The 26,603-nt window shown below is 42.7% G+C and carries 27 protein-coding genes and 1 tRNA gene; 17 read left to right on the top strand and 11 right to left on the bottom strand.

Annotated features, from left to right (window positions below; genetic code table 11):
- Window positions 1–366: 366 nt before the first annotated feature.
- A complete protein-coding gene (locus VIG27_RS17645) occupies window positions 367–1,317 on the bottom strand; it encodes an alpha/beta fold hydrolase (RefSeq protein ID WP_394524034.1) in 951 nt (316 codons plus the stop codon).
- Between the two features lie 230 nt (window positions 1,318–1,547).
- Here VIG27_RS17645 and VIG27_RS17640 point away from each other — a divergent pair, with 230 nt between their 5' ends.
- Genes VIG27_RS17640 through VIG27_RS17630 form a run of 3 tightly spaced genes read left to right on the top strand, consistent with a single transcriptional unit; the run spans window position 1,548 to window position 3,802 of the window.
- The gene (locus VIG27_RS17640) at window positions 1,548–2,318 is read left to right on the top strand and encodes a ParA family protein (RefSeq protein WP_394524033.1); all 771 of its coding nucleotides are present in this window, start codon (window positions 1,548–1,550) and stop codon (window positions 2,316–2,318) included.
- 2 nt (window positions 2,319–2,320) lie between these two features.
- Complete coding sequence (locus VIG27_RS17635; protein WP_394524032.1) at window positions 2,321–3,271, top strand: ParB/RepB/Spo0J family partition protein; 951 nt, start codon at window positions 2,321–2,323, stop codon at window positions 3,269–3,271.
- 24 nt (window positions 3,272–3,295) lie between these two features.
- Entirely contained in the window at window positions 3,296–3,802 is a 507-nt protein-coding gene (locus VIG27_RS17630; RefSeq protein ID WP_394524031.1) for a DUF4446 family protein, read from the top strand.
- A 131-nt stretch (window positions 3,803–3,933) separates the two neighbouring features.
- Here the strand turns inward: VIG27_RS17630 and coaW are convergent, their stop codons facing one another.
- The gene (coaW, locus tag VIG27_RS17625) at window positions 3,934–4,776 is read right to left on the bottom strand and encodes a type II pantothenate kinase (RefSeq protein WP_394524030.1); all 843 of its coding nucleotides are present in this window, start codon (window positions 4,774–4,776) and stop codon (window positions 3,934–3,936) included.
- A gap of 434 nt (window positions 4,777–5,210) precedes the next feature.
- Between coaW and adhE the strand changes: the two genes are divergently transcribed.
- From adhE to VIG27_RS17600, 5 genes are all read left to right on the top strand, one after another.
- The gene (gene adhE, locus VIG27_RS17620) at window positions 5,211–7,826 is read left to right on the top strand and encodes a bifunctional acetaldehyde-CoA/alcohol dehydrogenase (protein ID WP_394524029.1); all 2,616 of its coding nucleotides are present in this window, start codon (window positions 5,211–5,213) and stop codon (window positions 7,824–7,826) included.
- Between the two features lie 117 nt (window positions 7,827–7,943).
- Entirely contained in the window at window positions 7,944–8,270 is a 327-nt protein-coding gene (locus VIG27_RS17615) for an ArsR/SmtB family transcription factor (RefSeq protein WP_394524028.1), read from the top strand.
- A gap of 103 nt (window positions 8,271–8,373) precedes the next feature.
- Window positions 8,374–8,928 (top strand): flavodoxin family protein, encoded by a 555-nt coding sequence (locus VIG27_RS17610; RefSeq protein WP_394524027.1) that lies wholly within the window; start codon window positions 8,374–8,376, stop codon window positions 8,926–8,928.
- Window positions 8,929–8,945: 17 nt separating this feature from the next.
- Entirely contained in the window at window positions 8,946–9,521 is a 576-nt protein-coding gene (locus VIG27_RS17605; protein WP_394524026.1) for an NAD(P)H-dependent oxidoreductase, read from the top strand.
- A gap of 230 nt (window positions 9,522–9,751) precedes the next feature.
- Complete coding sequence (locus VIG27_RS17600; RefSeq protein ID WP_394524025.1) at window positions 9,752–10,267, top strand: DUF3267 domain-containing protein; 516 nt, start codon at window positions 9,752–9,754, stop codon at window positions 10,265–10,267.
- A 93-nt stretch (window positions 10,268–10,360) separates the two neighbouring features.
- Here VIG27_RS17600 and nudC read toward each other — a convergent pair whose 3' ends face one another.
- Both nudC and VIG27_RS17590 read right to left on the bottom strand, forming a co-directional pair.
- Window positions 10,361–11,203, bottom strand: coding sequence for an NAD(+) diphosphatase (nudC, locus tag VIG27_RS17595; protein WP_394524024.1), 843 nt, complete (start codon window positions 11,201–11,203; stop codon window positions 10,361–10,363).
- Between the two features lie 145 nt (window positions 11,204–11,348).
- The gene (locus VIG27_RS17590) at window positions 11,349–11,939 is read right to left on the bottom strand and encodes a biotin transporter BioY (RefSeq protein WP_394524023.1); all 591 of its coding nucleotides are present in this window, start codon (window positions 11,937–11,939) and stop codon (window positions 11,349–11,351) included.
- Between the two features lie 342 nt (window positions 11,940–12,281).
- Between VIG27_RS17590 and gdhA the strand changes: the two genes are divergently transcribed.
- From gdhA to VIG27_RS17570, 4 genes are all read left to right on the top strand, one after another.
- On the top strand, window positions 12,282–13,616 hold the full coding sequence (gene gdhA / locus VIG27_RS17585) for an NADP-specific glutamate dehydrogenase (protein WP_394524022.1): 1,335 nt from the start codon (window positions 12,282–12,284) through the stop codon (window positions 13,614–13,616).
- Window positions 13,617–13,757: 141 nt separating this feature from the next.
- A complete protein-coding gene (locus VIG27_RS17580; RefSeq protein ID WP_394524020.1) occupies window positions 13,758–14,645 on the top strand; it encodes a DUF3881 family protein in 888 nt (295 codons plus the stop codon).
- 117 nt (window positions 14,646–14,762) lie between these two features.
- A tRNA-Arg gene (locus VIG27_RS17575) sits at window positions 14,763–14,839 on the top strand.
- 131 nt (window positions 14,840–14,970) lie between these two features.
- Window positions 14,971–15,810, top strand: a complete 840-nt coding sequence (locus tag VIG27_RS17570; RefSeq protein ID WP_394524019.1) for an alpha/beta fold hydrolase — start codon at window positions 14,971–14,973, stop codon at window positions 15,808–15,810.
- On the opposite strand, the gene VIG27_RS17565 is transcribed toward VIG27_RS17570, so the two are convergent.
- Window positions 15,807–17,180 carry a hypothetical protein gene (locus VIG27_RS17565; protein WP_394524018.1) on the bottom strand — a complete coding sequence of 458 codons (1,374 nt, stop codon included), beginning with the start codon at window positions 17,178–17,180 and terminating at the stop codon, window positions 15,807–15,809. The genes VIG27_RS17570 and VIG27_RS17565 overlap by 4 nt on opposite strands.
- Window positions 17,181–17,652: 472 nt before the next feature.
- Here VIG27_RS17565 and VIG27_RS17560 point away from each other — a divergent pair, with 472 nt between their 5' ends.
- The 5 genes from VIG27_RS17560 to VIG27_RS17540 all read left to right on the top strand — a co-directional run bounded on the left by VIG27_RS17560 (window position 17,653) and on the right by VIG27_RS17540 (window position 20,726).
- The gene (locus VIG27_RS17560) at window positions 17,653–18,114 is read left to right on the top strand and encodes a hypothetical protein (protein ID WP_394524017.1); all 462 of its coding nucleotides are present in this window, start codon (window positions 17,653–17,655) and stop codon (window positions 18,112–18,114) included.
- A complete protein-coding gene (locus VIG27_RS17555; protein ID WP_394524016.1) occupies window positions 18,089–18,214 on the top strand; it encodes a hypothetical protein in 126 nt (41 codons plus the stop codon). Before VIG27_RS17560 ends, VIG27_RS17555 begins: the two co-directional genes overlap by 26 nt.
- A 135-nt stretch (window positions 18,215–18,349) precedes the next feature.
- Window positions 18,350–19,483: a ComEC/Rec2 family competence protein gene (locus VIG27_RS17550; RefSeq protein ID WP_394524015.1), complete on the top strand. Its 1,134-nt coding sequence runs from the start codon at window positions 18,350–18,352 to the stop codon at window positions 19,481–19,483.
- Window positions 19,484–19,508: 25 nt separating this feature from the next.
- Window positions 19,509–19,721 carry a DUF3006 domain-containing protein gene (locus VIG27_RS17545; protein ID WP_394524013.1) on the top strand — a complete coding sequence of 71 codons (213 nt, stop codon included), beginning with the start codon at window positions 19,509–19,511 and terminating at the stop codon, window positions 19,719–19,721.
- 12 nt (window positions 19,722–19,733) lie between these two features.
- Complete coding sequence (locus tag VIG27_RS17540) at window positions 19,734–20,726, top strand: exonuclease domain-containing protein (RefSeq protein WP_394524011.1); 993 nt, start codon at window positions 19,734–19,736, stop codon at window positions 20,724–20,726.
- Here VIG27_RS17540 and VIG27_RS17535 read toward each other — a convergent pair.
- The 6 genes from VIG27_RS17535 to VIG27_RS17510 form a co-directional block, all read right to left on the bottom strand.
- The gene (locus VIG27_RS17535) at window positions 20,723–21,433 is read right to left on the bottom strand and encodes a response regulator (protein ID WP_394524009.1); all 711 of its coding nucleotides are present in this window, start codon (window positions 21,431–21,433) and stop codon (window positions 20,723–20,725) included. The genes VIG27_RS17540 and VIG27_RS17535 overlap by 4 nt on opposite strands.
- A complete protein-coding gene (locus tag VIG27_RS17530) occupies window positions 21,426–22,517 on the bottom strand; it encodes a DUF4118 domain-containing protein (RefSeq protein ID WP_394524008.1) in 1,092 nt (363 codons plus the stop codon). The genes VIG27_RS17535 and VIG27_RS17530 overlap by 8 nt, the downstream gene beginning before the upstream one ends.
- Before the next feature lie 20 nt (window positions 22,518–22,537).
- Complete coding sequence (locus VIG27_RS17525; RefSeq protein ID WP_394524007.1) at window positions 22,538–24,034, bottom strand: D-alanyl-D-alanine carboxypeptidase family protein; 1,497 nt, start codon at window positions 24,032–24,034, stop codon at window positions 22,538–22,540.
- Window positions 24,035–24,120: 86 nt separating this feature from the next.
- On the bottom strand, window positions 24,121–24,816 hold the full coding sequence (locus VIG27_RS17520; RefSeq protein WP_394524006.1) for a TIGR01906 family membrane protein: 696 nt from the start codon (window positions 24,814–24,816) through the stop codon (window positions 24,121–24,123).
- A 16-nt stretch (window positions 24,817–24,832) separates the two neighbouring features.
- Window positions 24,833–25,486 carry a trimeric intracellular cation channel family protein gene (locus tag VIG27_RS17515; protein ID WP_394524005.1) on the bottom strand — a complete coding sequence of 218 codons (654 nt, stop codon included), beginning with the start codon at window positions 25,484–25,486 and terminating at the stop codon, window positions 24,833–24,835.
- A 74-nt stretch (window positions 25,487–25,560) separates the two neighbouring features.
- Window positions 25,561–26,553 carry a CPBP family intramembrane glutamic endopeptidase gene (locus tag VIG27_RS17510; protein ID WP_394524003.1) on the bottom strand — a complete coding sequence of 331 codons (993 nt, stop codon included), beginning with the start codon at window positions 26,551–26,553 and terminating at the stop codon, window positions 25,561–25,563.
- Between the last annotated feature and the right edge of the window lie 50 nt (window positions 26,554–26,603).

Here is a 26,603-nt window from a genome sequence, read left to right as displayed (position 1 = left end):
TAAGTCAAGAGCAATAAGTTAATAGCAGTAAGTCAAGAGCAATAAGTCAAAAGCAGTATGTCATAGACATATATATAAAATTATATATAATGAGTATAGTTGTTCTATTAATAATTCAAGGCTAAATGCTTGTAATAAGTTTATAGAAATAATAGTATATAGATATAAATAAATTTAAAGTAGAAGAAAGTATCACAAAAGAAAAATCTTGCTCAATAAGTTTTGCAGCTAAACAAAAAGTTTATGAAGAGATCCATAAGGATCTGCCCATAAACTTTCTTTATAAATCATTAAAAACCCTGGAAATAATCTCATATAAATCTCACATATAAATTTCAAATCTAAAATCAAAAAGTATTAATCCGTCTAAACAAAAAACATCTGAATCATATGCAACAGCTCGGAAGGATTTTCCAACTGAGGAAGATATTTGGAATGTGGAACATATGAGCTTTCAATCGCTGGATTGTATCTTTGATATTCTTGTATTATATCTTCAATATGATCCATATCACTTCCCCCTACAATATAGATGCTGTTGTTGATTTTTTTCAGTGCATTTACGATATTACATTTCGTATAATTGCATTTTACACTGGCATAGAGAGATTTTGGAGAATCTCCCAAGTGGGCGGATTCATAATAAGCATCAATGAGTGATGTTTTAACAGAGTATGGATTGGAAAAATAGTCTCTGGTAAATTCCTCTTTGATCGCCTTTTTACTGGTAGCGATATGATACAGAAGAGTGCCAATAATGGGCAGGTCCAAAATAAACTTATACAGTTTTCCGTGTTTGTTAGGAATCTGACTGCACATGAGAAGACTGTCCGGATTAATCAGCATGATCTGGTCAAACAGTTCCGGGGCATTGTTGCATGCCATAACTGCGAGAGCAGAAGAAGCCCCGGAAGCAATGACATTGGTCCGATGTCCGATTTCTGATTTAATAAAATCCGAAATCATCTGCACGTAGAGATAGTTGGTGTAAGTGAGATCAGGCTTTTCAGAACGGCCACATCCCAAAAGATCAATGGTATAAACCGTATAATGATCTTTTAAAGAAGTTATCATTTGATTCCATTCGTATCCGCTGGCATGAGCAGCCAAATCATGAATCAATAAAAGCGGTTTTCCGGTTCCGGTTTTTGTATAATGAATGTTTCCAAAACGCCATTTGTAGCAGTGAGCTTTTGTATCGGCTAGTAAATTCTTGGAGGTCGCTGATAGTTTAATGCATTTATTAATAACAGCAGTAGCAGTAGCAGCACTGGCAGATAGAATGAGAAGAGTCAGTAATTTGTTCTTTGTTTTCATTATTTCCCTCCTAAAAGTAGACTTATCTTTTCCTATTATAATATAATCAATATGTACTTACAACGGAAAACATATTAATTTATTCTTAAACTTGGAAAAATGTTTCACGTGAAACATTTTTTATAAATTATGTATTTTTTTTACAGGAAACCATAGGAAAAAAAAATAAAATATGCTATACTCTAGTTTGAACTGCAATTTCCGGATGTTTTAACAGGAGAAAATGAATAATGGGAAGAATCATTGCGATAGCAAACCAGAAAGGCGGAGTCGGTAAAACGACTACTGCGATTAACCTATCTGCTTGTCTTGCGGAATCAGGACAACAGGTATTAGCTGTGGATTTTGACCCACAGGGAAATGAAACCAGCGGGCTCGGAATTGAAAAAAGCACCTTGGATCGAACCATCTATGATCTGCTGGTAGGAGAATGTGAAATTGAAGATTGTCTAATTACCAATGTCCAGGAAAATTTGGATATGCTGCCATCAAATGTAGAGTTGGCTGGAGCAGAAATTGAGTTACTGGAAATTGAAAACAAAGAAATCCTCCTTAAAACATATCTTGAAAAAATAAAGAAAAACTATGATTATATTATCATAGATTGTCCACCGTCATTAAATCTTTTGACAATCAATGCTTTAACAGCTGCAAACACCGTATTAGTGCCAATTCAATGTGAGTATTATGCATTGGAAGGGTTAAGTCAGGTGCTAAAAACTGTAAATTTGGTAAAAAAGAAGCTCAATCCCTCTTTGGAGATGGAAGGAGTGGTCTTTACCATGTACGACGCAAGGACAAACCTTTCATTGGAAGTTGTGGAAAGTGTAAAAAATAATTTAAACCAGAATATTTATAAAACCATTATACCCAGAAATGTCAGACTGGCAGAGGCACCCAGTCATGGAATGCCAATAAATTTGTACGATTCCAGATCAGCGGGAGCAGAAAGCTACCGGTTACTGGCGGCCGAAGTAATAAGCAGAGGAGAAGAGATCTAGCTATGGCAAAGAGAACAGGTTTAGGAAAAGGACTTGGAGCAATTTTTGGAGATGAAGTAATGGAGTCAGCGGCGGAAGAACAGGAGTCGAAAAATCAAATAAAAGTGGACTCTTCAATCAATAAAGAGGCAAAAAAGGAAGAGGTACGGGAGTTAGAAACGGGAAGGGAAATGTTTCTGAAATTATCTTCCATTGAGCCAAACCGGGATCAGCCGAGAATGGAATTCCGTGAAGAATCCCTTCTTGAACTGGCGGAATCCATGAAGGAATATGGAGTTCTGCAGCCTCTTTTGGTGCAAAAAAGAGGGGATTACTATGAGATCATAGCAGGAGAACGCCGATGGAGAGCAGCAAAGCTTGCAGGACTGAAAGAAGTACCGGTGGTTATCCGGGAATATACAAAGCAGCAGTCCATGGAAATTGCATTGATCGAAAACGTTCAAAGAGAAGACTTAAACCCAATTGAAGAAGCAAAGGCATATCAACGGCTGATGCATGAATTCAGCTTAAAACAGGAAGAAATTGCTGCCCGGGTCGCGAAAAGCCGTGTTACAATTACCAACAGTATGCGATTGTTAAAGCTTGATGAACGGGTTCAGGAAATGTTGATTCAAAATCAGATCACAGGCGGTCATGCCAGAGCACTTCTGTCAGTGGAGGATCAGGAACTTCAGTTCCAGCTTGCAGGAAAAATTGTAGCAGAGAATTTAAGTGTACGCGAGGTTGAAAAACTGGTAAAATCTTTATCAAAAAAGAAGGAACCAAAGGAAAAAAAAGAAGAGGATGAGAGTTTAACTTTTATATTCCGTGAATTGGAAGATCGAATGAAAACTGCTATGGGTACGAAAGTCAGCATCAACCGGAAGGATAAAAATAAAGGAAGAGTTGAAATTGAGTATTATTCTGAGGCAGAATTGGAAAGAATAGTAGAGTTAATAGAATCCATAAGGTAACATCATGGAAGTGAGGACGAAAGAATGGATAACAGTGTATTGAGTCAGCTGCCAATGGATCCTGCATATTTGATGATTGGATTGGCTGTAATTACCATCATACTTATGATTATTGTGATCATATGTCTGATTCAGATGAGAAAGCTGTATCGCAGATACGATTATTTTATGAGGGGAAAAGACGCAGAAACCCTGGAAGATATTATTATGGGCCAGATGGAAGATATCGCAGAGTTAAAATCAGAAGACAGAGCCAATAAAGATTCCCTTCGCAATACCAATAAAAATTACAGAAGAGCCCTTCAAAAGTTTGGGCTTGTTAAATATAATGCATTTAAGGGAATGGGAGGTAATTTGAGCTTTGCCATGGCATTGCTTGATTACACCAATACCGGGTTTGTTTTAAACTCTGTTCATAGCAGAGAAGGGTGTTATGTATACATTAAAGAGGTAGACCGGGGAGAAACAGAAGTATTACTTGGAAGTGAAGAAAAAGATGCTTTGGAACAAGCATTGGGATATCACTCATAAAAACAGGTGCGGCAAAAGCTGCACCTGTTTTTATGTATTGATATTTTGATGTGGTTTCAGATCGTGGAAGAAAAGCAGAGTGGCCGTAAATACTCTTACCGGCGGCCGTAATATAAGTCGTTACAATGAAATTATAAGACCTGTTTCATTTCCATATGGCGTTCTTCTGTCAACGCCGCACCGATGGCAGTGCTGTATTCTGCCTGTTCCGGGATGATGAAATGGACATCAAACATGGATTCCAGGGACTGGAAGATCTCCTTGCATTGAGGAAACTTAACCAGATTTCCGGTCATAACGAAATCATTGATATTGCTGTTTAAAGCAGACAAAATCGCTGATTTTCCAATGACCTGGAGTACCATATGGATGATTCCGATGGCAATGTCTTCTTCGGAAACCAGATTCCGTACTTTACCAAAATTTGAGGCTGTGGCAGTAAGCGGAAGACCAGGCAGAGCATTCTTTGAGATATCGTGAATCTGAAGATCAATGTTGCTTAAATTGCCTCTGCTTGCCAGGTCCATGATCTGGGCAATGTCCTGGGTTTTTAATAAAAGGCTGGAAAGTCCCACAATGGTTCCGCCCCCAATGCCAATGCCGCCGGTGTGAACAATTTTGTCACCGTTTACCTGCACAAGGGAGGTCCCGGTTCCCATACTGACCACGATCAAGTCCTTCAGCCCCGTAAAATATTGTCCTCCCAGCCCGTTGGAAATAAATTCATCGACTTTAAAAGTAGGAATCCCGTACAGCGGCTGCTCCACATAGGCACTTCCCACCCCTGTAAGCATGATCTTTTCTATTTCATTCAACTGGATGTTATTATCGTAAATAAACTTTCCCAGCGCTCCAAAAAGAGAGGCGATGGGGTTATCTGCCTTTACAAAGGTTGGTATTTTTAATTTATGATCCTGAAATCCTACAATTTTCGTGGTGCTGCCCCCAAGATCTATGCCAATTGTAATTTTCATATTTCTTTAATCCCCTTATCTTTCTCTGAAACCGTCCATAGTCAGATCATATCAATAAAAATCCAGCTTTTAAGCTATTTTTCATGATTTTCAGAGTCTGTACAGAATAGTATGGTTCCAGGGCTAACTATAACATACATGGTACGGATTGCCAAGTTTTTAAATCCGTTCATAGTTTTACAGTTATTATGATTCTTCCCACTCCAGGGATTTTTTTCGTGAAAGTTCAAAGTATCAGTCTTGATTCAGCAATTTTAAAATAAGGAAGAAGGCTTGCTATTAGAAAACCGTAAAAGCGTTCAGAGAAAAAAATAATACAAAAACATATTGACAAAAAAATAACAATAACATATAATGAAATTACGATAGATCGTTAAAAAAATATCGAACTTGGCAAACCTTTTATCAGCACATAAAATTGGAGGAGATTTAAGATGGCAAAGAAAGAAGAACAGGTAAGAATCCCAGAGCTTATTGATAATGTAGATTCCCTGATTGCAAAGATGGAAGCCATGAAAGAGGCGCAGAGAGTATTTGCTACCTTTACACAGGAACAAGTAGATAAGATTTTTTATGAAGCAGCAAGCGCAGCAAACAAATTAAGAATTCCATTGGCAAAAATGGCGGTGGAAGAAACCGGCATGGGGGTTGTAGAAGATAAGGTCATTAAAAACAACTATGCAGCGGAATATATTTATAATGCTTATAAGGATACTAAGACCTGTGGTGTCATTGAAGAAGATAAAGCTTACGGCATCAAAAAAATTGCAGAGCCAATTGGTCTTGTGGCCGCAGTTATTCCCACCACAAACCCGACTTCTACTGCAATCTTCAAGACACTCATCTGCTTGAAGACCAGAAATGCCATTATTATTTCTCCTCATCCACGTGCAAAGAATTCTACCATTGCGGCAGCGAAAGTGGTTCTTGACGCGGCAGTAAAAGCTGGTGCACCGGAAGGCATCATCGGCTGGATTGACGTTCCTTCCCTGGAGCTGACCAATGAGGTTATGAAGGGTGCGGACATCATTCTGGCAACAGGTGGCCCTGGTATGGTAAAAGCGGCTTATTCTTCCGGCAAACCGGCACTGGGCGTTGGTGCAGGCAATACCCCTGTTATCATTGACGATACGGCTGATGTAAAGATGGCAGTAAACTCTATCATTCATTCTAAAACATTTGATAATGGTATGATCTGTGCTTCAGAGCAGTCTGTAACGGTTCTTGAGAAGGTTTATGAAGCTGTGAAAAAAGAATTTGCGGTTCGCGGATGTTATTTCTTAAAGGGCGAAGAGCTTGATAAGGTTCGTAAGACCATTATCATCAACGGCGCACTGAATGCAAAGATCGTTGGACAAAAGGCTCATACCATAGCAAAGCTTGCAGGAGTTGATGTACCGGAATCCACAAAGATCCTTATTGGTGAAGTGGAAAACGTTCATATTGAAGAAGAATTTGCCCATGAGAAGCTTTCTCCGGTTCTTGCAATGTATAAGGCAAAAACCTTTGATGAGGCCATTGAAAAGGCAGAGCAGCTGGTTGCTGACGGCGGCTACGGCCATACCGCTTCTTTGTATGTGAATGTAAATGAACAGGAAAAGATAACAAAACATGCAGCGGCGATGAAGACCTGCCGAATCCTGATCAATACACCGTCTTCTCACGGCGGTATCGGTGATCTTTATAACTTTAAATTACAGCCATCCTTGACTCTGGGCTGCGGTTCCTGGGGCGGAAACTCTGTTTCTGAAAATGTTGGCGTGAAACATCTGCTCAATATCAAGACCGTTGCAGAGAGGAGAGAGAACATGCTGTGGTTCAGAAATCCGGAGAAGGTTTACTTTAAAAAAGGCTGTATGCCAGTAGCACTGAGCGAATTAAAAGCTGTATATAACAAAAAGAGAGCGTTTGTTGTTACGGACTCTTTCCTTTATATGAATGGCTATACCAAGCCGATCACAGATAAATTAAACGAAATGGGCATTGTTTACACTGTATTTTCCGATGTTCAGCCAGATCCGACCCTTGCCAATGCACAGGCAGGTGCAGCTGCCATGAGAGCATTCCAGCCAGATACCATCATTGCACTGGGCGGCGGTTCCGCCATGGATGCAGGCAAGATCATGTGGGTGATGTATGAGCATCCGGAGGTTGACTTCCAGGATATGGCAATGCGTTTTATGGATATTAGAAAGAGGGTTTATACCTTCCCGAAAATGGGAGAAAAGGCTTACTTTGTAGCCATTCCTACCTCTTCCGGTACCGGTTCCGAGGTGACTTCCTTTGCGGTTATCACAGATCAGGAAACAGGGGTTAAATATCCTCTTGCAGATTATCAGCTGATGCCAAATATGTCCATCGTTGACGCAGACAACATGATGAGCCAGCCAAAGGGCTTAACCAGTGCTTCCGGTATTGATGTTCTGACTCATGCATTAGAGGCTTATGCTTCCATTATGGCTTCGGATTACACCGATGGTCTGGCTTTGAAGGCGATGAAGAACGTATTTGAATATCTGCCGACCGCTTACAATGACGGTACTAATGTAGAGGCAAGATGCAAGATGGCAGACGCCTCCTGTATGGCAGGTATGTCCTTTAATAACGCCTTCTTGGGAGTATGTCATTCCATGGCCCATAAATTAGGTGCATACCATCACATTCCTCATGGTGTGGCAAATGCCCTCTTGATTACTCTGGTAATGGAATTTAACGCTTCGGAAGCACCGGCTAAGATGGGAACCTTCTCCCAGTACCAGTATCCTCATACACTGGCAAGATATGCGGAATGTGCACGCTTCTGCGGGGTAGAAGGAAAAGATGATGCCGATGTATTTAAAAAATTCCTTGTTAAGATTGAGGAACTGAAAAAAGCAGTGGGAATCAAGGCTACCATTAAGGATTATGGGGTAGATGAGAAATACTTCTTAGAGACTCTTGATGAAATGGTTGAAAATGCATTTGATGATCAGTGTACCGGTGCAAACCCAAGATATCCTCTGTTCAGTGAGATTAAGGAAATGTATTTAAAAGCTTACTATGGTAAATAAAATAAGATAGAGTAAGAAGGCCGTTCTGCAGTTGCAGGCGGTCTTTTTATTTTATATCAATAAAAACTGTTGACAAATGCATGTGTGTGCATATATAATGTAATCAAGGTGATAAATATGAATAATAATAATTTGATTTTAGAATGTACCAAAGAAATAGAAGAAAGCATTGATTTTGAATTTTTTAAGACTTTGTTTGATCCGGTACGATGTGATATTATGAAATACTTGGCTATAAACGGCACTAAGAATATCAAAGATATCTCTGATAATTTCACACAGCATCGTTCCGTTATTTCAAGACACTTGGATTTAATGTACAGATATGAGATAGTTAATAAGATTAAAAAGAATAGGAATGTTTTTTATGAATTGAACGATAAATATATTCTTGAAAAATTTGAATTAACAGCAAGTAATTTAAAAGAATTAATACAGCAATGAAATTTAAAAAGGCAAGATTGCCTTTTTAAAAATACTATAATGTGCATATGTGTGCACTAAAGTATCGTATTATCACCAAGTTAAATGAAAGAAAGGAGTAATTATGAACATACTATCCATTTTAGCAAGCCCACGAAATAAAGGCAATACAGCTATTTTATTGAAAGAATATTTAAAAGGTGCAGAGGATTTAAATCCTTCACCACAAGTAGAAACAATTTTTCTCCAATCAAAAAACATACAGTATTGTAGAGGTTGCAATGCCTGCCAGAAAAGCAGTAAAAGTCCGTGTGTAATAAAGGATGATATGCAGAATATTTATAAAAGTGTTGAAAAAGCTGATGTTTTAGTTTTTGCTACTCCCGTTTATGTTTTTAATATGTCTGGACAGTTAAAAACTTTTTTAGACCGGTTGCATGCAGTGGATTATAATACTTTATTAAATAAAAAAGTTGTATTGTTAACTACCTATGGAGATAGCAATGAACTCAATGCAGGGGTCCCCAATATTACTCAATCCATCGCTATGCTTTCCCAATATCTTGGGATGAAGTTTATACAAAACTTTAATGTGAGCACATATGAGGTAGAGGTTTCTAAAAATGAGCAATCTAAACAAACTGCCTATAGATTAGGGACAGAAATTATAAAATATTAATAGAGAGGTGTTTTAATATGGTAACAATTGTATTCGCGCATCCATGGCACGGAAGTTTTAATAAGGCTATACTGGATAAGATAATAAGTGTCTTAGTGAAAGAGAAAAAGGAATATCAGGTAATTGATTTAAATAAAGAGAACTTTAATCCTGTTATGACCGAAGAGGAGTTGGCTTTGTATTCAAGAGGACAACATAAGGACCCTTTGGTAACAAAATATCAAAGCATATTAAGAAAAACAGATGAAATTATTTTTTTATTTCCCCTTTGGTGGTACGATACACCTGCAATCCTTAAAGGTTTCATCGATAAAGTTATGTTGAAAAATTTCGCATATATAGAAACAAGTGCAGGATTAAAGGGGCAATTAACCAATATTAAATCTGCCAAAGTGATAACAACAGGCCAATCTCCTCGTTGGTATTTAAAATTTTTTGCAGGTAATCTAATTCAGAAAACATTTATCAATACTACATTAAAAAGCGTAGGAATTAAAAATGCCAAGTGGATCTACTGCGGGGATGTTTCTAAAGGAGCTCAGGAGAAGCGGAAGAAATTTCTGCAAAAGTTGGAGAATTCAGTATTGAAATAAAATTATATATAGAAGAAAATTCAAGGTGTTAAGATATATGTAAAAAAACAAGGCATGTAGAGATATGTGCCTTGTTTAAAATAGAGACAATAAAATATATTATAAAGCACGTAAAATAAAGTTTAATGAAATATATTAAAAAAATTCCAATGGAAGATCAGGCCAGAACCAGGGAATGACTGTCATATGGTTTTCAAAGAATGAAAGAACCGAAATCAATAGGAGTGCCGATGGGATTGTCACTTCCATTGTCTGTTTTACTGATGGTTTTAAACGAAATCTGGTGTTATTTTCTCGATCCCTCCATGTTTGTTTTTCTGGATGAGGGAGGCATTCTATTGGATATTACCGTGGATTTAAAGATGATACGGTATCTGGCTGGTATATTGGCTTATACGCTGGTCCATGAAGCCATTCATGCCGTTTTTATACCTAAAGTATGGGAGTCTGAAAAAACATATTGGGGCTTTAACGGGTTGTTCGGATTTGTGTACTCAGAAGAGAAGCTATCTAAGGAAAGATTTCTTCTTGTGTCTGTCATGCCGCTTTTTATGCTGTCCTTTGTATTTCCGTTTCTAATGTGGACAGCTGGAAGATGGAGCTGGTATTTGATATTTTTAAGTGTACTGAATGCAGGCGGGGCGTGTGTGGATTTGATGAACATGATTCTTGTAGCGGTTCAGATCCCTGGAAAGGGGATTATGGTATCAAACGGATATGCAACTTTTTACAAAGGGGTATCATAGGGAAATCTAAATTTCATAAATTCATAAATAACGTAGAGAATGCGTCTTGATAAAGCAAATCATTGCTTTCAAGGCGCATTCTGTGTTATATGCTTATTTCACTTTTCCTTCTTTAAATAGCAGGATCATTTCATGTGTCAGGCTCAAATTGGTGAAATCATCGGGGATATCCTCTGGTGCCATCCAGACGGCTGTGGATAATTCTGTTTCATCTAAATGAATTTGTGGAGAACCCTCCAGTTCTGCCCAATATCCCACTAAAATGGAATCGCTGAAGCCCCATGGCTGGTTTTTGTAGTAACGGATATTTTTTACCCGGACCCCCACTTCCTCCATGACTTCCCGTTTTACCGTGTCTTCCAGCGTTTCACCAAACTCGGTGTAACCGGCGACTAGGGCATAACGGGTATATTCTCTGCCCGCATATTTGGTCAACAGAAGCTTTCCTTCATGTGTAATCCCAACGATGACAGCCGGGGAAATCTTAGGGTAAATTGTGTTGCCGCAGGTGGTGCAGACAGCCGCCCGTTCTTTTTTGCTTTTCATCGTGGAAGAGCCGCAGCAGCCGCAGAACCGGTTGGAGGTATAGAAGCGGTGAAGCTGTTGGGCCGAAACCGCTGCAAAAGAGACCCACATGGGTTTTAATTCCCTGATGATGCCGGTCTTATATAATTTTAATGTATCTGTTTCTTCCAGCCTGACACAGGACTCGTCCACCAGGTAGAAATCCATCTCATCAATGGAAAAGAGAAAGTCACTATGGGACATTGCTTCCTGGCCCATTGAGCCAAGGTCTTCAAACTGAGGAATCAGTTTTGTATTGTGTTTGCAAAGCATAAGACTTTCATCCAGAAAATATAGAAAATAACTGTCATTTCCTGGGGTCTTTACTTGAAATTCATTTCGGAATTCGTGTGGGAATATATCCTGTATCATGAAAAAACCTTCTTTTTGTTAGTATTGTAAATTTTATAGCATGGAACCTATTTTAAGTTCATAACTCTTTCCTGTCAAGCGGACCAGGGGAAAATAACAAAAATAAAAGGAAGCCGGCAGGGAAAATACGGCTTCCTCTATATTATTAGAGCTGTTTTTGAATGACCTTTCGTATCGGCAGACCAAGGATTACTGCCATGACCGTAAGAAGTACGTCTTTTGGTACAAATGCCACCATGGAGTAAGTGAATACGCCATATACGGACATATCTCCCGATAATGCCGCCCATTGGAGGCCTCCGATTAGTTCATTGATTATGGTGCCAAGAACAGGCAGTAAAAATAAAAGTAAGGTGTTCAGGGCCTTAATGGGAGTTTTGGGTTTCAATCCGCAGAAAAATATCATAATTGGCCATGCCCATATGTAACCTCCGGTCAGACCGAAAATCATTTGGATTCCACCCCGGAAATTTGCAAAGATGGGAAGACCGACGGCACCCAGAACGATATATACCACAGTTGCTAAAACACCAAGTCTCCATCCAAGAATGACTCCCACAAGAGCGACACCAAAAATCTGTATGGTAATCGGAACGCCTGTGGGCATGGGAATGGAGATCTGGGAAATTACAGCGAGCACGGCAGCAAACATTCCGGCAATGGCCAGATCTTTGGTATTGACCGGACGTTTGACTGCATTCTTTGGCTTGGCTTTTATGGATTGTGCATCTTTCATGGTTGTTTGCTCCTTTAACAAAGTCTAAAAATCTACTGGAATGTTATCATAGGCAATATTAAATGTCAACTTAAAATATATTAATGGTTTACATTTGACTCCATAATATATAAAATATGTTCACTCACAAGTGTCACTTTGCAAAAATAATAAACAGAAGGAATAAAATTAAGCAAAGCCGCTTATTGACTTTATTAAATTAACTTGTTATAATTTCCTACAAGCAGTGACCAGGCAAAGGGGCCGGAACTTCAATGTTCTGGACCCTTTTTCGCCCTTTTTCAGAAACTTAATATAATTAAGTTATTACAACATAATATAACCCAAGGAGGAAAGAAAAATATGTCATACGTGGATGAAGTTTATGACAGAGTCGTAAAACAGAACCCGGGAGAAGCAGAATTTCATCAGGCCGTGAAAGAGGTGCTTGATTCCCTGAAACTGGTTATTGATGCCAATGAGGCACATTACCGTAGGATCGGGCTTTTAGAGCGCCTTGTAGAGCCGGAGAGAATCATCTCCTTCCGTGTGCCTTGGGTTGATGACCAGGGAAATGTCCAGGTGAACAAAGGGTATCGTGTACAGTTTAACAGTGCCATCGGGCCATACAAGGGAGGACTGCGTCTTCATCCATCCGTAAACCAGGGTATTTTAAAGTTCCTGGGCTTTGAACAGGTATTTAAAAATTCGTTGACCGGTCTTCCCATCGGCGGAGGCAAAGGCGGCTCAAATTTTGACCCTAAGGGAAAATCTGACCGTGAGGTTATGGCATTCTGCCAGAGTTTTATGACCGAGTTATCCAAATATATCGGTGCAGACCAGGATGTTCCGGCAGGTGATATCGGAGTAGGTGCCAGAGAGATCGGCTATCTGTATGGACAGTATAAGAGAATGACCGGCTTGTACGAAGGGGTCCTTACCGGAAAGGGACTTAATTACGGCGGCTCTCTGGTGCGCACCCAGGCCACCGGCTACGGACTTGTATACATTCTCGATGAGATGCTGAAAGCAAACGGAAAAGAACTGAAGGGGAAAAAGATTGTTATCTCCGGTTCCGGCAATGTTGCCATCTATGCGGCAGAGAAAGCACAGCAGCTTGGTGCAACCGTGGTTGCATTGAGTGATTCTTGCGGATATGTCCATGACGAGGCCGGAATTCAGCTTGATGCGGTCAAGGAGATCAAGGAAGTACGCAGAGGACGCATCAGGGAATATGCGGAAATCGTGAAAACCTCTGTTTACACCGAAGGAAAGGGAATCTGGACCATCCCTTGTGACATCGCTCTTCCCTGTGCGACTCAGAACGAATTGAACATTGAGGATGCCAAGGCTCTGAAAGCAAATGGATGCTTTGCCGTTGCAGAGGGAGCCAATATGCCTTCTACCAGAGAAGCCACGGATTACTTCCTGGAGAGCGGAATGCTCTTTATGCCGGGGAAGGCAGCCAATGCAGGCGGTGTGGCAACTTCTGCCCTTGAGATGTCCCAGAACAGCCAGAGACTTTCCTGGACCTTTGAAGAGGTGGATGCAAAGCTTCATGGGATCATGGGTAATATTTTCAAAAAAGCTTCCGATGCCGCAGAGCGTTACGGGGTAAGAGGAAACTATGTGGCAGGAGCAAACATCGCAGGCTTTGAAAAGGTTGTGGATGCCATGATTTCCCAGGGAATCGTATAATGGTGGCTGGATACAAAAATTTTACTGGCATTGTTACTGATTTTGGTATATAATAAGCGGTAAGACTTGAGGCGGAGTGTTCTTCGCCTTATTGTTTTCCTGAATTTTAACTTAGTATATCAGAAAGCAGGTGATGATTCTATGCACAAATTCCTGAGAACCATTGGTTTCAGCCTTTACCAGAAGGACCGGGACATAGAAAAACTGTTGGATCAGATCTGTGAAGATTTGTCCGGACTAAAGCGGATTCAGATCGACGAGGAATCCAATCTTTGTGAACTTCGAAAGGAAGTGGCACCAGGAATGGGGATCGCCATTTTCGGAGAGATGGACCGGGAAGGGAAATTTCGAAGAAGCTACTATTATCCTTATTTAAGAACCAGTGACGTGACATCGGATGTACCCTGTACCATACAGCGCCATACGGAGCGGGAAACCTATGCCGGTCTTTTGGATGAATATAAAGTGGGGATTTCCCTGATCTTTTATATAGACAATTCGTTTGAATGCAGGGAACGGCTGTTAGATCATCATTCTATGGACACAAAGGATGCATGTCTTTCCGGGCTGTCCATTAGCGGAAAGATCCTTCTTCCCATACAGAAATCAGATAAGCAGAGAGAGAAGGCCAGAGTGGCGGCAAAAGACCGCAACACCTTACTGGAAGCCGCGAAAAACGGTGATGAAGATGCCATGGAAACCCTGACCATCGAGGATATTGATTTATATTCCCAGGCATCCAGAAGAGCCATGAAGGAAGATTTGTATTCCATTATTGATTCCTGTTTCATGCCATGCGGGGTGGAATGTGACCAGTATTCCATCATCGGAGAGATCATGAAGATCGACGAGAAAAAGAATTCGATCACAGGAGAAGAGGTATACGATTTCACCATAGAGTGCAGTGACTTGACCTTTCATGTGGGCATTGCAAAGAAAGATTTGGTAGGAACTCCAGAGGTCGGACGCAGATTTAAGGGGCAGATCTGGATGCAGGGAATCGTAAATTTTAAAGAGAAAGCGGAATAATGCAAGTTATCGCTTGACGAAAAGGACAATTGTGAATATAATAAATATTGCACTGTTTCCAGCATTTGCTGTCAGGCAGAGTCGTTTTTGGGATTCGCCCATATAAATTTGATATGTGTTTCTGTAGCTCAGTAGGATAGAGCGTCCGCCTCCTAAGCGGAAGGCCAGCGGTTCGAATCCGCTCAGGAACACCAGAAGTTTCGCCGAAAGCCATGGTTATCAGGTTTTCGGCTTTTTTTGTATTCTTTTAAAATTACAGTAGAAAACCGAACGCTGGATTTTTATGGGGAATAGTATAAACTAAAACCCTGTGAGAATTGATATTATGGGATATTATGTTACCGTTGACGGAGATGTGAAAATTTATGTGGAGGACTTAAACCCGGAATGCAAAGATACCATTTTGTTCCTTCACGGCTGGCCTGGAAGCCATAGGCTGTTTGAGTACCAGTTCGATGTACTTCCCGGGATGGGATTTCGCTGCATCGGAATTGATACCAGAGGATTTGGAGATTCGGATAAACCCTTTTACGGATACGATTATGACCGGCTGGCAGATGATGTCAGACAGGTGATTGAGGCGCTGGGGCTTGACCATATTACATTAGCCGGACATTCCACCGGTGGTGCCATTGCCATACGCTACATGGCGAGACATCATGAATATGGAGTTTCCAGGCTGGCCCTGTTTGCCGCCGCCGCCCCCAGCCTGATCAAACGGCCCAATTTCCCTTACGGGATCGAGGAGCAAACCGTCCTGGATATTATTGACGGTACTTATGCGGACCGCCCCAATATGCTGAACGGTTTTGGCAATAGATTCTTTTTTCAGCATATTACGGAGCCGTTTGCCCAGTGGTTCTTCCAGATCGGTATTCAGGCTGCCGGCTGGGCGACTGCAGCCATAGCCAAGACCTGGGTCCGAGAAGTGCTGTTTCAGGATCTTGCGGAAATTACCGTACCGACCCTCATCATTCACGGGATTCACGATGAGGTGGTGCCCTTTGTACTCGGTCAGATCCAGCATCAGTATATTAAAAATTCTGTGTTGGAAGCCTTTGAGTTCAGCGGGCACGCTGCATTTTACGATCAGAAAGATGAGTTTAACAAAAAGCTGGCGGACTTTGCAAAGGGAGAAGGCGTCTCTTTTGATCCCTTTGTTTAAGATAAATTATCCAAGGAAACACAGTCTTCCGGACAGATGGAAAGCCAATGGCTGATGGTTTTAATGCCGTTTTTTTCATTTGCATGAGCAGGAAGGATGTGAAAGCTGTTATTTTCGATAAAGCAGCGGTAATTTTTGGAAGGAATCAGTTCCATCAGCGCATCATACTCGGATTCCCGCCACATACGGCTGAACGGTTTTTCCATGGTGAACCGGTAAATGGTATCCTCCTGTTGAAATATTCTGAGCCTGCATCCGTATTCGGACTGTTTTTCCATCAGAACCGGCTGAATGGAAGGATCAAGGGCCAGAATCTCTTCCCGGCGGGGCTGACGGCCTTTTTTATTCAGCACAATATGGGCGCCCCCCGCAAATATTCCGCCTCCGCAAATTGGAAGCAGGGTATGGAAATGCCTGGAAGCTTCCCGGTAAGGCAGTGTGGTGACCAGGAAAAGAGGGGCAGTCTCTCTCCGGTCTTTGAGTGCCGAAAGAAATTCTGAATCCTCTGTTTCAAGATTATGAAAAGGAATTTTATCTGCTGTCAAAAAGTAAGCCTTCGGCTTATACGGAATCCGGAACATGGCATACTGTCCGAAAATGTCTCCGGGCCTGTAATCATTGCGCCCGCCATAGGAAAGATATCCGCTGCAGATGGACTGATTGCATGTTGGAGCCGGGAGTTTATCTGTAAGCTGGCTCCAGCTTCCTTCGAGATACTCACTGGAGGCACAAAGTCTGAGCTTCCCGTCGCTTTCTACAAAGAGCTGGTTCAGGCATTGGCTCTTGTCCGCCGGTGTATAGGTCCATTCCTGGGAAAAAAGGGGATCAATGAACCGGAATTCCATCTCTTCCTCATGAGAATAGAGATAATTCATATCTGATACAGGTTCAATCCACAGGTAAATGTCGGAGGGAAGGGAGCGGCGGAGTTCCTTAATCATATCCAGCTTCTCCGGTAAGCCAATGACACCAACGGAAAAGGATATGTTTTCCTTTATTAATCTCTGGCAGCAGCTTAAGAATTTGCTCATCGCCATCAGCTCCGGATGATAAACAGCACAGATCCTGAGCTTTTCCCTGTATCCTCCTGCAGCATCAAATGCCTTTAAGCTTTTCGTGATGGAAAAGTTCAAGTAAGTATGGATCCCTACTGCTGCGATGTGATCCATGCAGCTGATTCGTGCCATGCCTGTCCAGTAATATGGCTTGGGAAGTGCCTTTTCGTTGGGAAGAACCAAAAGTGCTTCTGTACCCCATTCCGGAGTCTGGTTGATAAAATGCTCCAAAAACCGTTCAAACCTTGCCTGGTCCTCTTCCAGTCCCGTTTCGGATACATCTGAACCATGATAAAGAATAGTCTTAATATCCATCAGTCTCGTGGCCTCCTTGCCGTTTAAATCCAGCAGGAAATAAAAAGGAACAATTTGTGGTACTCATATTTCTATTTTGTGGATAACAGTGCATAACTTTAAAAACTCCTTGTCTTACGGTAAAAGTGTAAAAATATGTATCGAAAACGGAAAAGATCCACGTTCTTTTGAACCTGAATTCTATCAATAGTCTTATTAATTACCATTCAATAAAATTATGATAGCATATCAAAGAAGGGATTCCTAGTTGTAAATATAAACAAATGTGACAAATTTCGTTTATAAAAGACAAAGAAATGAGATTTATTACCCTTTTTTCGTTGAATGAAACAATAGGACTTGCTGCTACGGAAGGTGTTTATTGACCTAAATTATGCCGGCAGTTCACAAATGACAGGAAATGGGTTATAATAAACCAATGACCTACCATTATTTACAACGCTTAAAGGAAATAGAAAGAGGAGGATTCCATATGACGGGTAAAAAAATGATTTTAACGGTTCTAGCGGCGGCTCTCGCAGCAGGGCTTTTCTCTATGCCGGCCATGGCGGCTTCCAGAAAAAAAATCACGGAAGTAAAGATGACGGTCTCGGCACAGATCATGCCGGGAGATTCCATTTCTGAGCAGCAGGTGGAGGTTACGGCAGAGAACAGCAGGGTTTACGTGGGGGACTGTGAGTTTATTAATGACGGTTTTCAGTGGTTTGAAGGCGATGTTCCGAGAATGGAAATAAAGCTATATGCGGAAGATGGATATTATTTTGCCACGGATGAGAAGGGCATTTTAGTCAGCGGCGGAACATATATCAAGCAGAAACGGGCGGATTTAAGCCGGACGCTTACCGTAACGGTGGATTTGCCTAAGGTAGGTGAATATACCCAGTCCGTTCAGCAGGCGGGCTGGGGAGATGGAAATCTGGCAGCTGGTCAATGAACGCAATGAGGCGGTAAAGGTCGACTGGGTAGAATCCTCGGCCAAATACATGGATGGGGATGCGGCGGAAAAAAACCGGGAAGCAAATCAAATTTCTTAAAATTATACAGGAAAATCTGCGGACTGCCTGAGCTTGCAGTCCGTCTTTTTGGGCAAGAGTGAACTGGTGTTCCTCTGAAAAATACTTGTAGGATGAAACATTCTATCATATAATAGCACGAAGGAGCACTTGGAAATGACAGAAAAAGTGACAGGAAAATTTTATAAACGGATATTTTTAGCTGGAATCCTTATTCTGGCACTGTTTTTAACAGGCTGTTCAGGAATTGCCCCATCAAGCGGCAGGGCTGAGGACGCAGCGGCGAAAACGGAGTCAGGGACGGATTTAAACGTACATTTTATTGATGTGGGCCAGGGAGACAGTACGCTGATCGAAAAGGACGGACGTTACATGCTGATTGATGCCGGAGAACGGGATCAGGGTCCGGTGGTGGTCTCCTACTTAAAGGAACAGGGCGTGAAGACGCTTGACTATGTGATTGGGACCCATCCCCATTCGGATCATATTGGGGGGCTTGAAGCGGTCATACGGGCGTTTGATGTTGGTACAATCATTATGCCAGAGAAGGCTCACACCACAAAACTTTATGAACGTCTTCTCGATACCATCGAAGAAAAGAATTTAAAAATCACCCTTCCCAAACCGGGGACGACTTATGATCTTGGGTCCGCATCGTTTCAGATCCTTGCGCCCAACCGGGATTACGGAGATGAACTGAATAACTGGTCCGTAGGAATCCGGGTCGATTACGGAAACAACAGCTTTCTTTTATGCGGAGATGCAGAAAAAGAAGCGGAAGAGGATATGGTTGCAAACGGACTATCCTTAAAAGCCGATGTTTTAAAAGTTTCCCACCACGGCAGTTCCACTTCTTCCTCCCAGGCTTTTATTGACCGGGCAGACCCGGAATACGCAGTGATATCCTGCGGGAAAAATAACGATTACGGGCATCCTCATAAGGAGACCCTGGAACTGTTTCAGAAAAAGCATATCAAAGTTTTGCGTACCGATCAACTGGGGACCATCGTGGCGGTAAGCGATGGAACGAAGGTCACCTTTCCGGGTGTCGGTGATAGGATGGAACCAAAGGCAGCAGAAGGTTCAGAAGCGTCCGGCGTTTCAACCGAAGCTCCGGACAGCCAGTCCACCCGCCGGGAATACGTGGTGAATACCAAAACAAAGAAGTTCCACCTGCCGGATTGCAGTTCTGCAGATTCCATAAAAGAAATGAACCGCAGCTCCATAATTGGGACCAGAGAGGAACTGATCGGGATGGGATATGAGCCTTGCAAAATCTGCAAGCCGTAGGACCTGCAAATGAAAGGAGAAAGCCATGAGATATATTATAGACCGCATCAGCGGGGAAATTGCTGTTTGTGAGGACGAAAACGGGGACAGCGTAAAGCTGAAAGCGTCGGAACTTCCCCAAGGGGCGAAAGAAGGTGACCTCATTTTTAAGGACAGCGGCGTATGGTGCATAGATGAAAAAGGGAGCAGAGAGCGCAGACGGGTCATGGCGGATAAGCTGAACAGACTGTTAGAATAAAGGATTTAAACTATGAATAATTATATTGTACTGGATCTGGAATGGAACCAGAGTGCGGGGGGAAAGGAAGATACGGTTGAGCATTTTCCCTTTGAGATCATCGAGATTGGAGCCGTAAAGCTTGATGAATCCCTCCAGGAAGTGGGGGAATTCCGAAGGCTGATAAAGCCCAAAGTTTATACAGAGCTTCATGAAAAGATTCTGGAAGTGACCCATATGGATGAAGTGCTTCTGTTAAAGGAAGGAACAGACTTTAAAGTAGCGTTTCAGGAGTTTCTGCAATGGTGCGGGAAGGACGCCGTCTACTGCACCTGGGGGTCCATGGATCTTACGGAGCTGCAGAGAAACTGTTCCTATTATGGAATACCGAATCCATTTCCAAAGCCCCTCCTTTACTATGACCTGCAAAAACTCTACAGTCTGCTCTATGGAGACGGCAAGGACCGTCTGTCACTGGATCTTGCGGTGTTTGAGATGGGGATCATGGAGGAAAGGCCTTTTCACCGGGCCTTGGATGATGCCCATTACACCGGGCGGATCATGCACAAGATGGATTTTGAAAAGGTGAAGGAATACTGGTCTACAGACTATTACCGTCTCCCGGAAAACCGGGAGGAAGAGGTATATCTGGTATTTCCGGAGTATTCCAAATATATATCCAGACCCTTTGCCACCAAACAGGACGCCATCGGGGATAAGACCGTAACGGATTTGATCTGCTGTAAGTGCAACCGGATGCTCAGAAAGAAGATCCGGTGGTTTTCTGTCAATCAGAAGTTTTATACGGCCCTGGGATGCTGTCCGGTCCATGGTAATGTTAAGGGAAAGATCCGGCTTAGAAGAAGTGATGAAGGACAGGTGTATGTGGTCAAAACCATGAAACTGGTGGGCGAAGAAGAGATCGGTGAGATATTTAAGAAAAAGGAAGAAGCTAAGAAAAAGCGGGTAGAGAAAACAAAAGTCCGAAAACAGAATAAGAAGAAGGGGGCACAGCCCCTTTCTTAAATTTCGCTTTCCTTCATACGGTAGCCTACGCCGATTTCCGTAAAAATATATTTTGGCTCCGCCGGGTTTGCTTCGATTTTTCGGCGGATATGAGCCATGTTGACCCGCAGGATCTGGTTGTTGTTATCTGCATAAGGTCCCCAGATGTGGCTTATGATATAGTCATAGGTCAAAACCTTTCCTGAGTTTTCTGCCAGCAAAGATACCAGCTTGTACTCGATCTGGGTCAGATGGATCTTGTGATCATTGAGGGTAACGAGCCGTTTTGCAAAGTCGATCAGCAGTCCTTCGCTCCGGTACGGAGTCTGAACCACACTTCCGTCAATGGCTTTGACGGTCGGTTTTCCATGGCGCAGCGCGGTGCGGATTCGGGCTAAAAGCTCGCTGGTGCCAAAAGGCTTTGTAATATAATCGTCAGCGCCGAAATCCAGTGCTGCTACTTTTTCCTGCTCCTGAGTTCTGGCTGAGATGACGATGATAGGAATAGTCGTCCAGCTGCGGACACTTTTTATAATGTCAATTCCATCCAGATCCGGGAGTCCCAGGTCCAGAAGAATCACATCCGGGCAAAGGGAATTGATCAAAGCAAGTCCATCTCTTCCATTAAAGGCGGTATTCACTTTATAATCCTGCCTTTCTAATGCACTTTCTATAAAGTTGCATATATTCTTTTCATCCTCGATCATGACGATTGTAAATTTACTCATAAATATCCTCCCCTAATGGTAATGTAAACGTAAAAACAGCCCCGTGCTCTTTATTTGCTGCCATGATCTTTCCGTTATGGGCAGTCACTATGGTTTTACAGATAGATAAACCGATTCCCATCCCCTTGTGGGAATCATAGCTGCTGTTGGGCAAAGAAGTATAGCCGTCGAATAAAGTGGAAAGCCTTTCCGAAGAAAGTCCGATCCCCTGATCGCTGACCTCAAACCATGCATACCCGTCATGAATGGAGACTGCAAGGCTTATGGGTTCCGTGGAATTGGAGTGGTAGACCGCATTCTCCAGAAGGTTGATGATCACCTGCTCGATGAGGGTGGCATCCATGGGAACCATGACCAGTTCGTCGGGAATGGTTACATGTACGGTGGCGGCTGGCAGTCTTTTCCGGAAACGCTGCAGTGCTTCGGATACCACTTCTTCCAAAGGCTCCAGCTGCTTTGTCACATGAGCACCGGTATCCCGGATTCTTGTGACACTGAGTAAATTCTCCACCATGTTCAAAAGCCAGTTGGCATCTTCCTTAATATTGGAAATCAAATTGTTCTTTTCTTCCTTTGACATGCTGCTTTCATTATCCAGATATGCGCTGCTGGCACCGATGATGCCTGTAAGCGGAGTTCTCAAGTCATGGGAGATGGCCCTTAACAGATTGGCCCGCATGGTCTCCTTTTCGGCCTCCATAAGAAGCTTTTCCCGTTCACTGAGAATCCGGTTCTGCTGTTTTAGGTGTGTGGTGGTAGCGCTTGTTATGGTGGAAATCACAAGCAGGGTAATAAACGTAATGGAGTATCCAATCCCAGAAACTTTAAATTCCATATAAGGGTAGGTAAATATGTAGTTGACGCAGAGGATGCTGATAAAGGATGCCACCACCCCCGGTATGTAACCATTGGAAAACCGGGAGATCAGTACAACTGCCATAATATAAACCATACCCACGTTATTAGTAAGGCCGCCGAAAAACATGATCAGGTAGGAGATAATCGTGGCTGACAATAGAAACAATACGGTTGTCAGAACGTTATGCACCAGTTCTTTTTTCGTCGGTTTTCTAAATTTCACCATGTCCCTCCCCCTTGATCGCTTTAACGGAATTTCAACCGGCCGCCCCGCCGGCCTTTTCTTTTTGACGGAAACGAGCAGCGTCTCTGTTCTAAGATACTGTTGAATTCATCGACTGAAATACCCGAATCCTTAAGCCGTTTCATGCGTTGTTCCCTCCGAATGAGAAAATCTTCCTCATACCTGCGCTTTTTATACAGAAAGAAAGACACAAGACAGCCGATCAGAGCAAGAACACCCACTCCGCCCAGAATGAGCCAGGCGGCCAGTGGAATCTTAAACGGACGAAGCGCTTTCTGCCGGTATTCGTCGGATACCCCGGCAGAGGTCTTACGGGATTCTCCGTCTGTTTCGGAGACTGGTCCTTTTTGTTCGTCCGCCTGGAATAACTCCTTGTTGATTTCCAGGAATGTGCTTCCCACCACCCGGTCGTTGTAACGGTAATTAATTTTTGCGATGGCACCTTTTGGGTCATCTGCAGAGACATCATAGCTTAATTCGGCTTTTGCATCAGAAAAATCCGCTGTTTTGGGAAGTATGATGCGGCTGTCCGGGTCCAGTACCAGGGCTTCGGGATGTTGAATGGAAAGTCCGCTGAAGCTTAAATCGCTGGTGATGGAGCTGTAGGTTTTTTCATAGTCGGCTGCTTTTAAAGAGACAAAATTCTCGAATCCAAAATCCAGTAAGTTCTTTGTATCCGACCAGTACACCGGGGTAGAGCCTTTTAAAATGACGGCAATCAGTTTCATTCCGTTTTTTTCCGCACAGGTGACTAAGGTGTTCCCAGCCAGAGTGGTATAGCCTGTTTTCCCGCCGATTATGCCCGGATAATAATACGGACTGCTTTTTCTCATCATCTTATGTCCGGGAGAGATGGAAAGTCCCTCTTTGTTGATGGAATTAGGCGGAAGCTTGTAATACGTGGTGGAGTCTATTTCTTCAAACACCGGGTTGTTGAAGGCCGCTTTGGCGATCAGCGCCATGTCATAGGGGGAGGTATAATGCTCCGGGTCATTCAGGCCGCTTGGATTGGCAAAATGAGTATTGGTACATCCCAGTTCCTTTGCTTTGGCATTCATCATATCCGCAAATGCCTCCCTGCTTCCGGCCACATGCTCTGCAAGGGCGTTGGCAGATTCATTGGCAGACTTTAACAGCAGGGCATAGAGACAGTCCCTGACGGACAGCTTGTCTCCTTCATTAATCCCCGCATTGCTGCTCCCTGATTCCACGTTAAACACGGCGTTGTGGGAAAACGTGACGGTATCCTCCAGATCACAGTTTTCAATCACCAGCAGGGCGGTCATGATCTTGGTAATACTGGCCGGATAATATTGGTTATGTATGTTCTGGCCCCAGAGAACGGTTCCGGTGTCCGCATCTATCACGATTGCTCCCTGTGCATTCACGGACAAACCAGACGGCCATTCAGCGGCCGCCCGGGCATTTCCTGCAGAGGAGGAGACAAAAAGAAGCAGACAAAGGAAAAATACAGTGGACCTTTTTATAAATTGAGTCATATAGGATAATCTCTCCATAAATTCAAAATCGGTTTCAAACAATTCTCCACTTTACAGTATAGGTTATTTAAGGTAACAAGTAAAGATTATTTGGGATTTTTCCCGTTTTTATGTATCAAAAACAGGCATACAGAGAGGATAATCAGAACAGAAAGGAAGAAGATAAGCCCGATCAAAAAGACCGTGTCACGGAAAAAACCTTCTGGAACGATGTTAATGAGCATGTCCGTGGAAGGGTCCAGCATCCATAAATCGTTTTTAAAAAACATTTGATGGAACAGGACAAAATATTTATAAAAATCCGTAGAGATGATTGTGGCGGTAACAGCCGACAACGCAAAAAAGAGTCCGCTCCCCACGCACACTGCTCTGGGAAACGTTCTCTTAAAGCTGGTCTTTAATAAAAACAGTAAAATCACACAGAGAGCCATGATCACCAGGCAGCCTCTCCGAATGGAAACTGCCCCTAAAAATAACCCCCGGACGTCCTCCATATGAGCGATTTCTCTGGCATTGAAAAATTCCCGTTTTACACCTCCCATGGTGGTGGGAACGTGCAGATCCGCTCTGTTTCCTTTTAAATATGCCATCATCTGGTCCGTAACCTCCAATAAGTCATCCATAGTCATGGAAACGGCCTCTGTGACGTTATATTTGGTGTATTCTGTTTCAAAATATCCTGGAATCCAGTAAACTGTGGCCTCCACAGATGTAAATAAAAGAACGATCATGAAACAGATGGAAAATATGATTCCAATGGTGTATTGCAAAAAACGGTTCATGGATTTTTCCCTTTCCTTAATTTTTTTGGGTTGCGGTCGGTAGGTTCCAGCAGAAACGGGTTGCCAGCACACGGATCAAAACTACAGAACAGGCACCGATGAGCATGGCGGCATTTCCGTTGATGTGTTCTAAAAGCCCGGCATAAAGAATGGCTCCGGCGATGGAAGCGCAGGCATAAATGTGTTTGCGGAGGACATAAGGGGTCTGACCTGCCATGATATCCCGTAAAATCCCCCCGCCCACACCTGTGATGACGCCTAAAAATATGATGAGAAAATGGTATTCCCCATAGCCGGAAAGGATAGCCGTATCAATTCCCACCACGGTAAAAGCACCAAGTCCCACCGCATCAAAGATGTTCATGACCTTTTCATAGGTTTCAATGGATCGGCCGGCCAGGATTCTCTGGTTATGCCGAACGATAATAAATAGAATCATAACCGTGAAAAAGGCAAGTAATACATACAAAGGGTCCTGAAACATGGCAGGAGGGACATTGCCTATGATAATATCCCTTAACAGGCCGCCTCCTACCGCTGTAGTGACTCCCAGAACAACGACTCCAAGCAGATCCAGCTGTTTTTTTATGGCAACCATTGCCCCGGAAGAAGCAAAGGCTATGGTGCCGATGACTTCAATGATGAAAAACAAGGAAAATTCAGCTTTCATTAGTAACCTCCGGATTATTTCCATTTTGGAAATTAAGGAAAGTATATGATTTAGGGGAGTGTTTGTCAATCCCCTTAAATTTTATGGATTCCGCTGATCCCTACTGCCAGCTGGAGGATCATAAAAAGGATGAACCAAAAGGACGTAACGATAATCTTCCAATGGCCGTTTTTGTTTTTATTCTTTCTCCAGTACTCCTTGATTTCGTTCCGTTTTAAGTATAGCTCGATCCCTGCAGCCACAAAGAAACAACCATAAATGCCATAGAATAGAATGTCCTGCAGGGTTTCATTCAAGCCGCCTGTCACATAGGCCCACAAATCACCGAAAATAAAGTTATTGATGATATGAATGACGATTGACCAGAGAATCGAATACTCCATGGCCACATAACCAAGGACAAGCCCTGCCATGGCTGCAAAAACACCCTGAATCAGGTTTCCGTGTATGGCTCCGAACAGGAGGGCAGAACCAGATATGGCTGTGATTTTTCCAAACCGTTCCAGTCCCCTCATCACAAAGCCACGAAACACCAGTTCTTCTGCGATGGGGGCAATAAATGAAACGTACAAAAACATGGAAAACACGGTACTTGCGCTGGTTGCCGATTCGATTTCTTCCATCAGACTGAATCCGAACCTATTCAAAATGGATTCGGCTCCGTTGCCCACCACCAGGAAAAAGACCTGAAGTGCCATAAATACCGTGAGGATGGGAAAGAATTCAGCTCTTTTCATGGAACGGCTTTGATTAAATATCTTTTTTGAATATTCCTGTTTCCGAAAATAAATAAATAGAAAGAAAAGGCCGGCGGCAATGGAAAGAATCATTCCCCTTCCGCTGTTGATGCAATCTTCCAAAACGGCCTCCACCTGCTGTTCCATATCAGGACTGTTCCTGTAGAGAACTGCCACCCGGATCATTTGTATGAGGGCGTCCAGCATCACACATACGACCGTAATCAGTTCATAGAACAGAACACCGGTTATAACTTTATTAACTTGTTTCTTCTTTTCGGATTGTTTCTTTTTTTCAAGTTGTTTCGTTAATTTTAATTCTTCGTTCATATCTACCACCCTTCTACCGCCGGACCGCGGTGTTTGATAGACCCAATATA

It is taken from the genome of Lacrimispora sinapis, from assembly GCF_043633585.1.
GTDB classification, from domain to species: domain Bacteria; phylum Bacillota; class Clostridia; order Lachnospirales; family Lachnospiraceae; genus Lacrimispora; species Lacrimispora sinapis.
Note: the sequence above shows the minus strand (reverse complement) of the source record. Positions and strands in the feature narration are given on the sequence as shown.

Bases quoted from the DNA above. Each gene is read 5' to 3' on its own strand.
- VIG27_RS17645 (WP_394524034.1), bottom strand. From the start codon at position 1,317: ATGAAAACAAAGAACAAATTACTGACTCTTCTCATTCTATCTGCCAGT.
- VIG27_RS17640 (WP_394524033.1), top strand. From the start codon at position 1,548: ATGGGAAGAATCATTGCGATAGCAAACCAGAAAGGCGGAGTCGGTAAA.
- VIG27_RS17635 (WP_394524032.1), top strand. From the start codon at position 2,321: ATGGCAAAGAGAACAGGTTTAGGAAAAGGACTTGGAGCAATTTTTGGA.
- VIG27_RS17630 (WP_394524031.1), top strand. From the start codon at position 3,296: ATGGATAACAGTGTATTGAGTCAGCTGCCAATGGATCCTGCATATTTG.
- coaW (WP_394524030.1), bottom strand. From the start codon at position 4,776: ATGAAAATTACAATTGGCATAGATCTTGGGGGCAGCACCACGAAAATT.
- adhE (WP_394524029.1), top strand. From the start codon at position 5,211: ATGGCAAAGAAAGAAGAACAGGTAAGAATCCCAGAGCTTATTGATAAT.
- VIG27_RS17615 (WP_394524028.1), top strand. From the start codon at position 7,944: ATGAATAATAATAATTTGATTTTAGAATGTACCAAAGAAATAGAAGAA.
- VIG27_RS17610 (WP_394524027.1), top strand. From the start codon at position 8,374: ATGAACATACTATCCATTTTAGCAAGCCCACGAAATAAAGGCAATACA.
- VIG27_RS17605 (WP_394524026.1), top strand. From the start codon at position 8,946: ATGGTAACAATTGTATTCGCGCATCCATGGCACGGAAGTTTTAATAAG.
- VIG27_RS17600 (WP_394524025.1), top strand. From the start codon at position 9,752: ATGGGATTGTCACTTCCATTGTCTGTTTTACTGATGGTTTTAAACGAA.
- nudC (WP_394524024.1), bottom strand. From the start codon at position 11,203: ATGATACAGGATATATTCCCACACGAATTCCGAAATGAATTTCAAGTA.
- VIG27_RS17590 (WP_394524023.1), bottom strand. From the start codon at position 11,939: ATGAAAGATGCACAATCCATAAAAGCCAAGCCAAAGAATGCAGTCAAA.
- gdhA (WP_394524022.1), top strand. From the start codon at position 12,282: ATGTCATACGTGGATGAAGTTTATGACAGAGTCGTAAAACAGAACCCG.
- VIG27_RS17580 (WP_394524020.1), top strand. From the start codon at position 13,758: ATGCACAAATTCCTGAGAACCATTGGTTTCAGCCTTTACCAGAAGGAC.
- VIG27_RS17570 (WP_394524019.1), top strand. From the start codon at position 14,971: ATGGGATATTATGTTACCGTTGACGGAGATGTGAAAATTTATGTGGAG.
- VIG27_RS17565 (WP_394524018.1), bottom strand. From the start codon at position 17,180: ATGGATATTAAGACTATTCTTTATCATGGTTCAGATGTATCCGAAACG.
- VIG27_RS17560 (WP_394524017.1), top strand. From the start codon at position 17,653: ATGACGGGTAAAAAAATGATTTTAACGGTTCTAGCGGCGGCTCTCGCA.
- VIG27_RS17555 (WP_394524016.1), top strand. From the start codon at position 18,089: ATGGAAATCTGGCAGCTGGTCAATGAACGCAATGAGGCGGTAAAGGTC.
- VIG27_RS17550 (WP_394524015.1), top strand. From the start codon at position 18,350: ATGACAGAAAAAGTGACAGGAAAATTTTATAAACGGATATTTTTAGCT.
- VIG27_RS17545 (WP_394524013.1), top strand. From the start codon at position 19,509: ATGAGATATATTATAGACCGCATCAGCGGGGAAATTGCTGTTTGTGAG.
- VIG27_RS17540 (WP_394524011.1), top strand. From the start codon at position 19,734: ATGAATAATTATATTGTACTGGATCTGGAATGGAACCAGAGTGCGGGG.
- VIG27_RS17535 (WP_394524009.1), bottom strand. From the start codon at position 21,433: ATGAGTAAATTTACAATCGTCATGATCGAGGATGAAAAGAATATATGC.
- VIG27_RS17530 (WP_394524008.1), bottom strand. From the start codon at position 22,517: ATGGTGAAATTTAGAAAACCGACGAAAAAAGAACTGGTGCATAACGTT.
- VIG27_RS17525 (WP_394524007.1), bottom strand. From the start codon at position 24,034: ATGACTCAATTTATAAAAAGGTCCACTGTATTTTTCCTTTGTCTGCTT.
- VIG27_RS17520 (WP_394524006.1), bottom strand. From the start codon at position 24,816: ATGAACCGTTTTTTGCAATACACCATTGGAATCATATTTTCCATCTGT.
- VIG27_RS17515 (WP_394524005.1), bottom strand. From the start codon at position 25,486: ATGAAAGCTGAATTTTCCTTGTTTTTCATCATTGAAGTCATCGGCACC.
- VIG27_RS17510 (WP_394524003.1), bottom strand. From the start codon at position 26,553: ATGAACGAAGAATTAAAATTAACGAAACAACTTGAAAAAAAGAAACAA.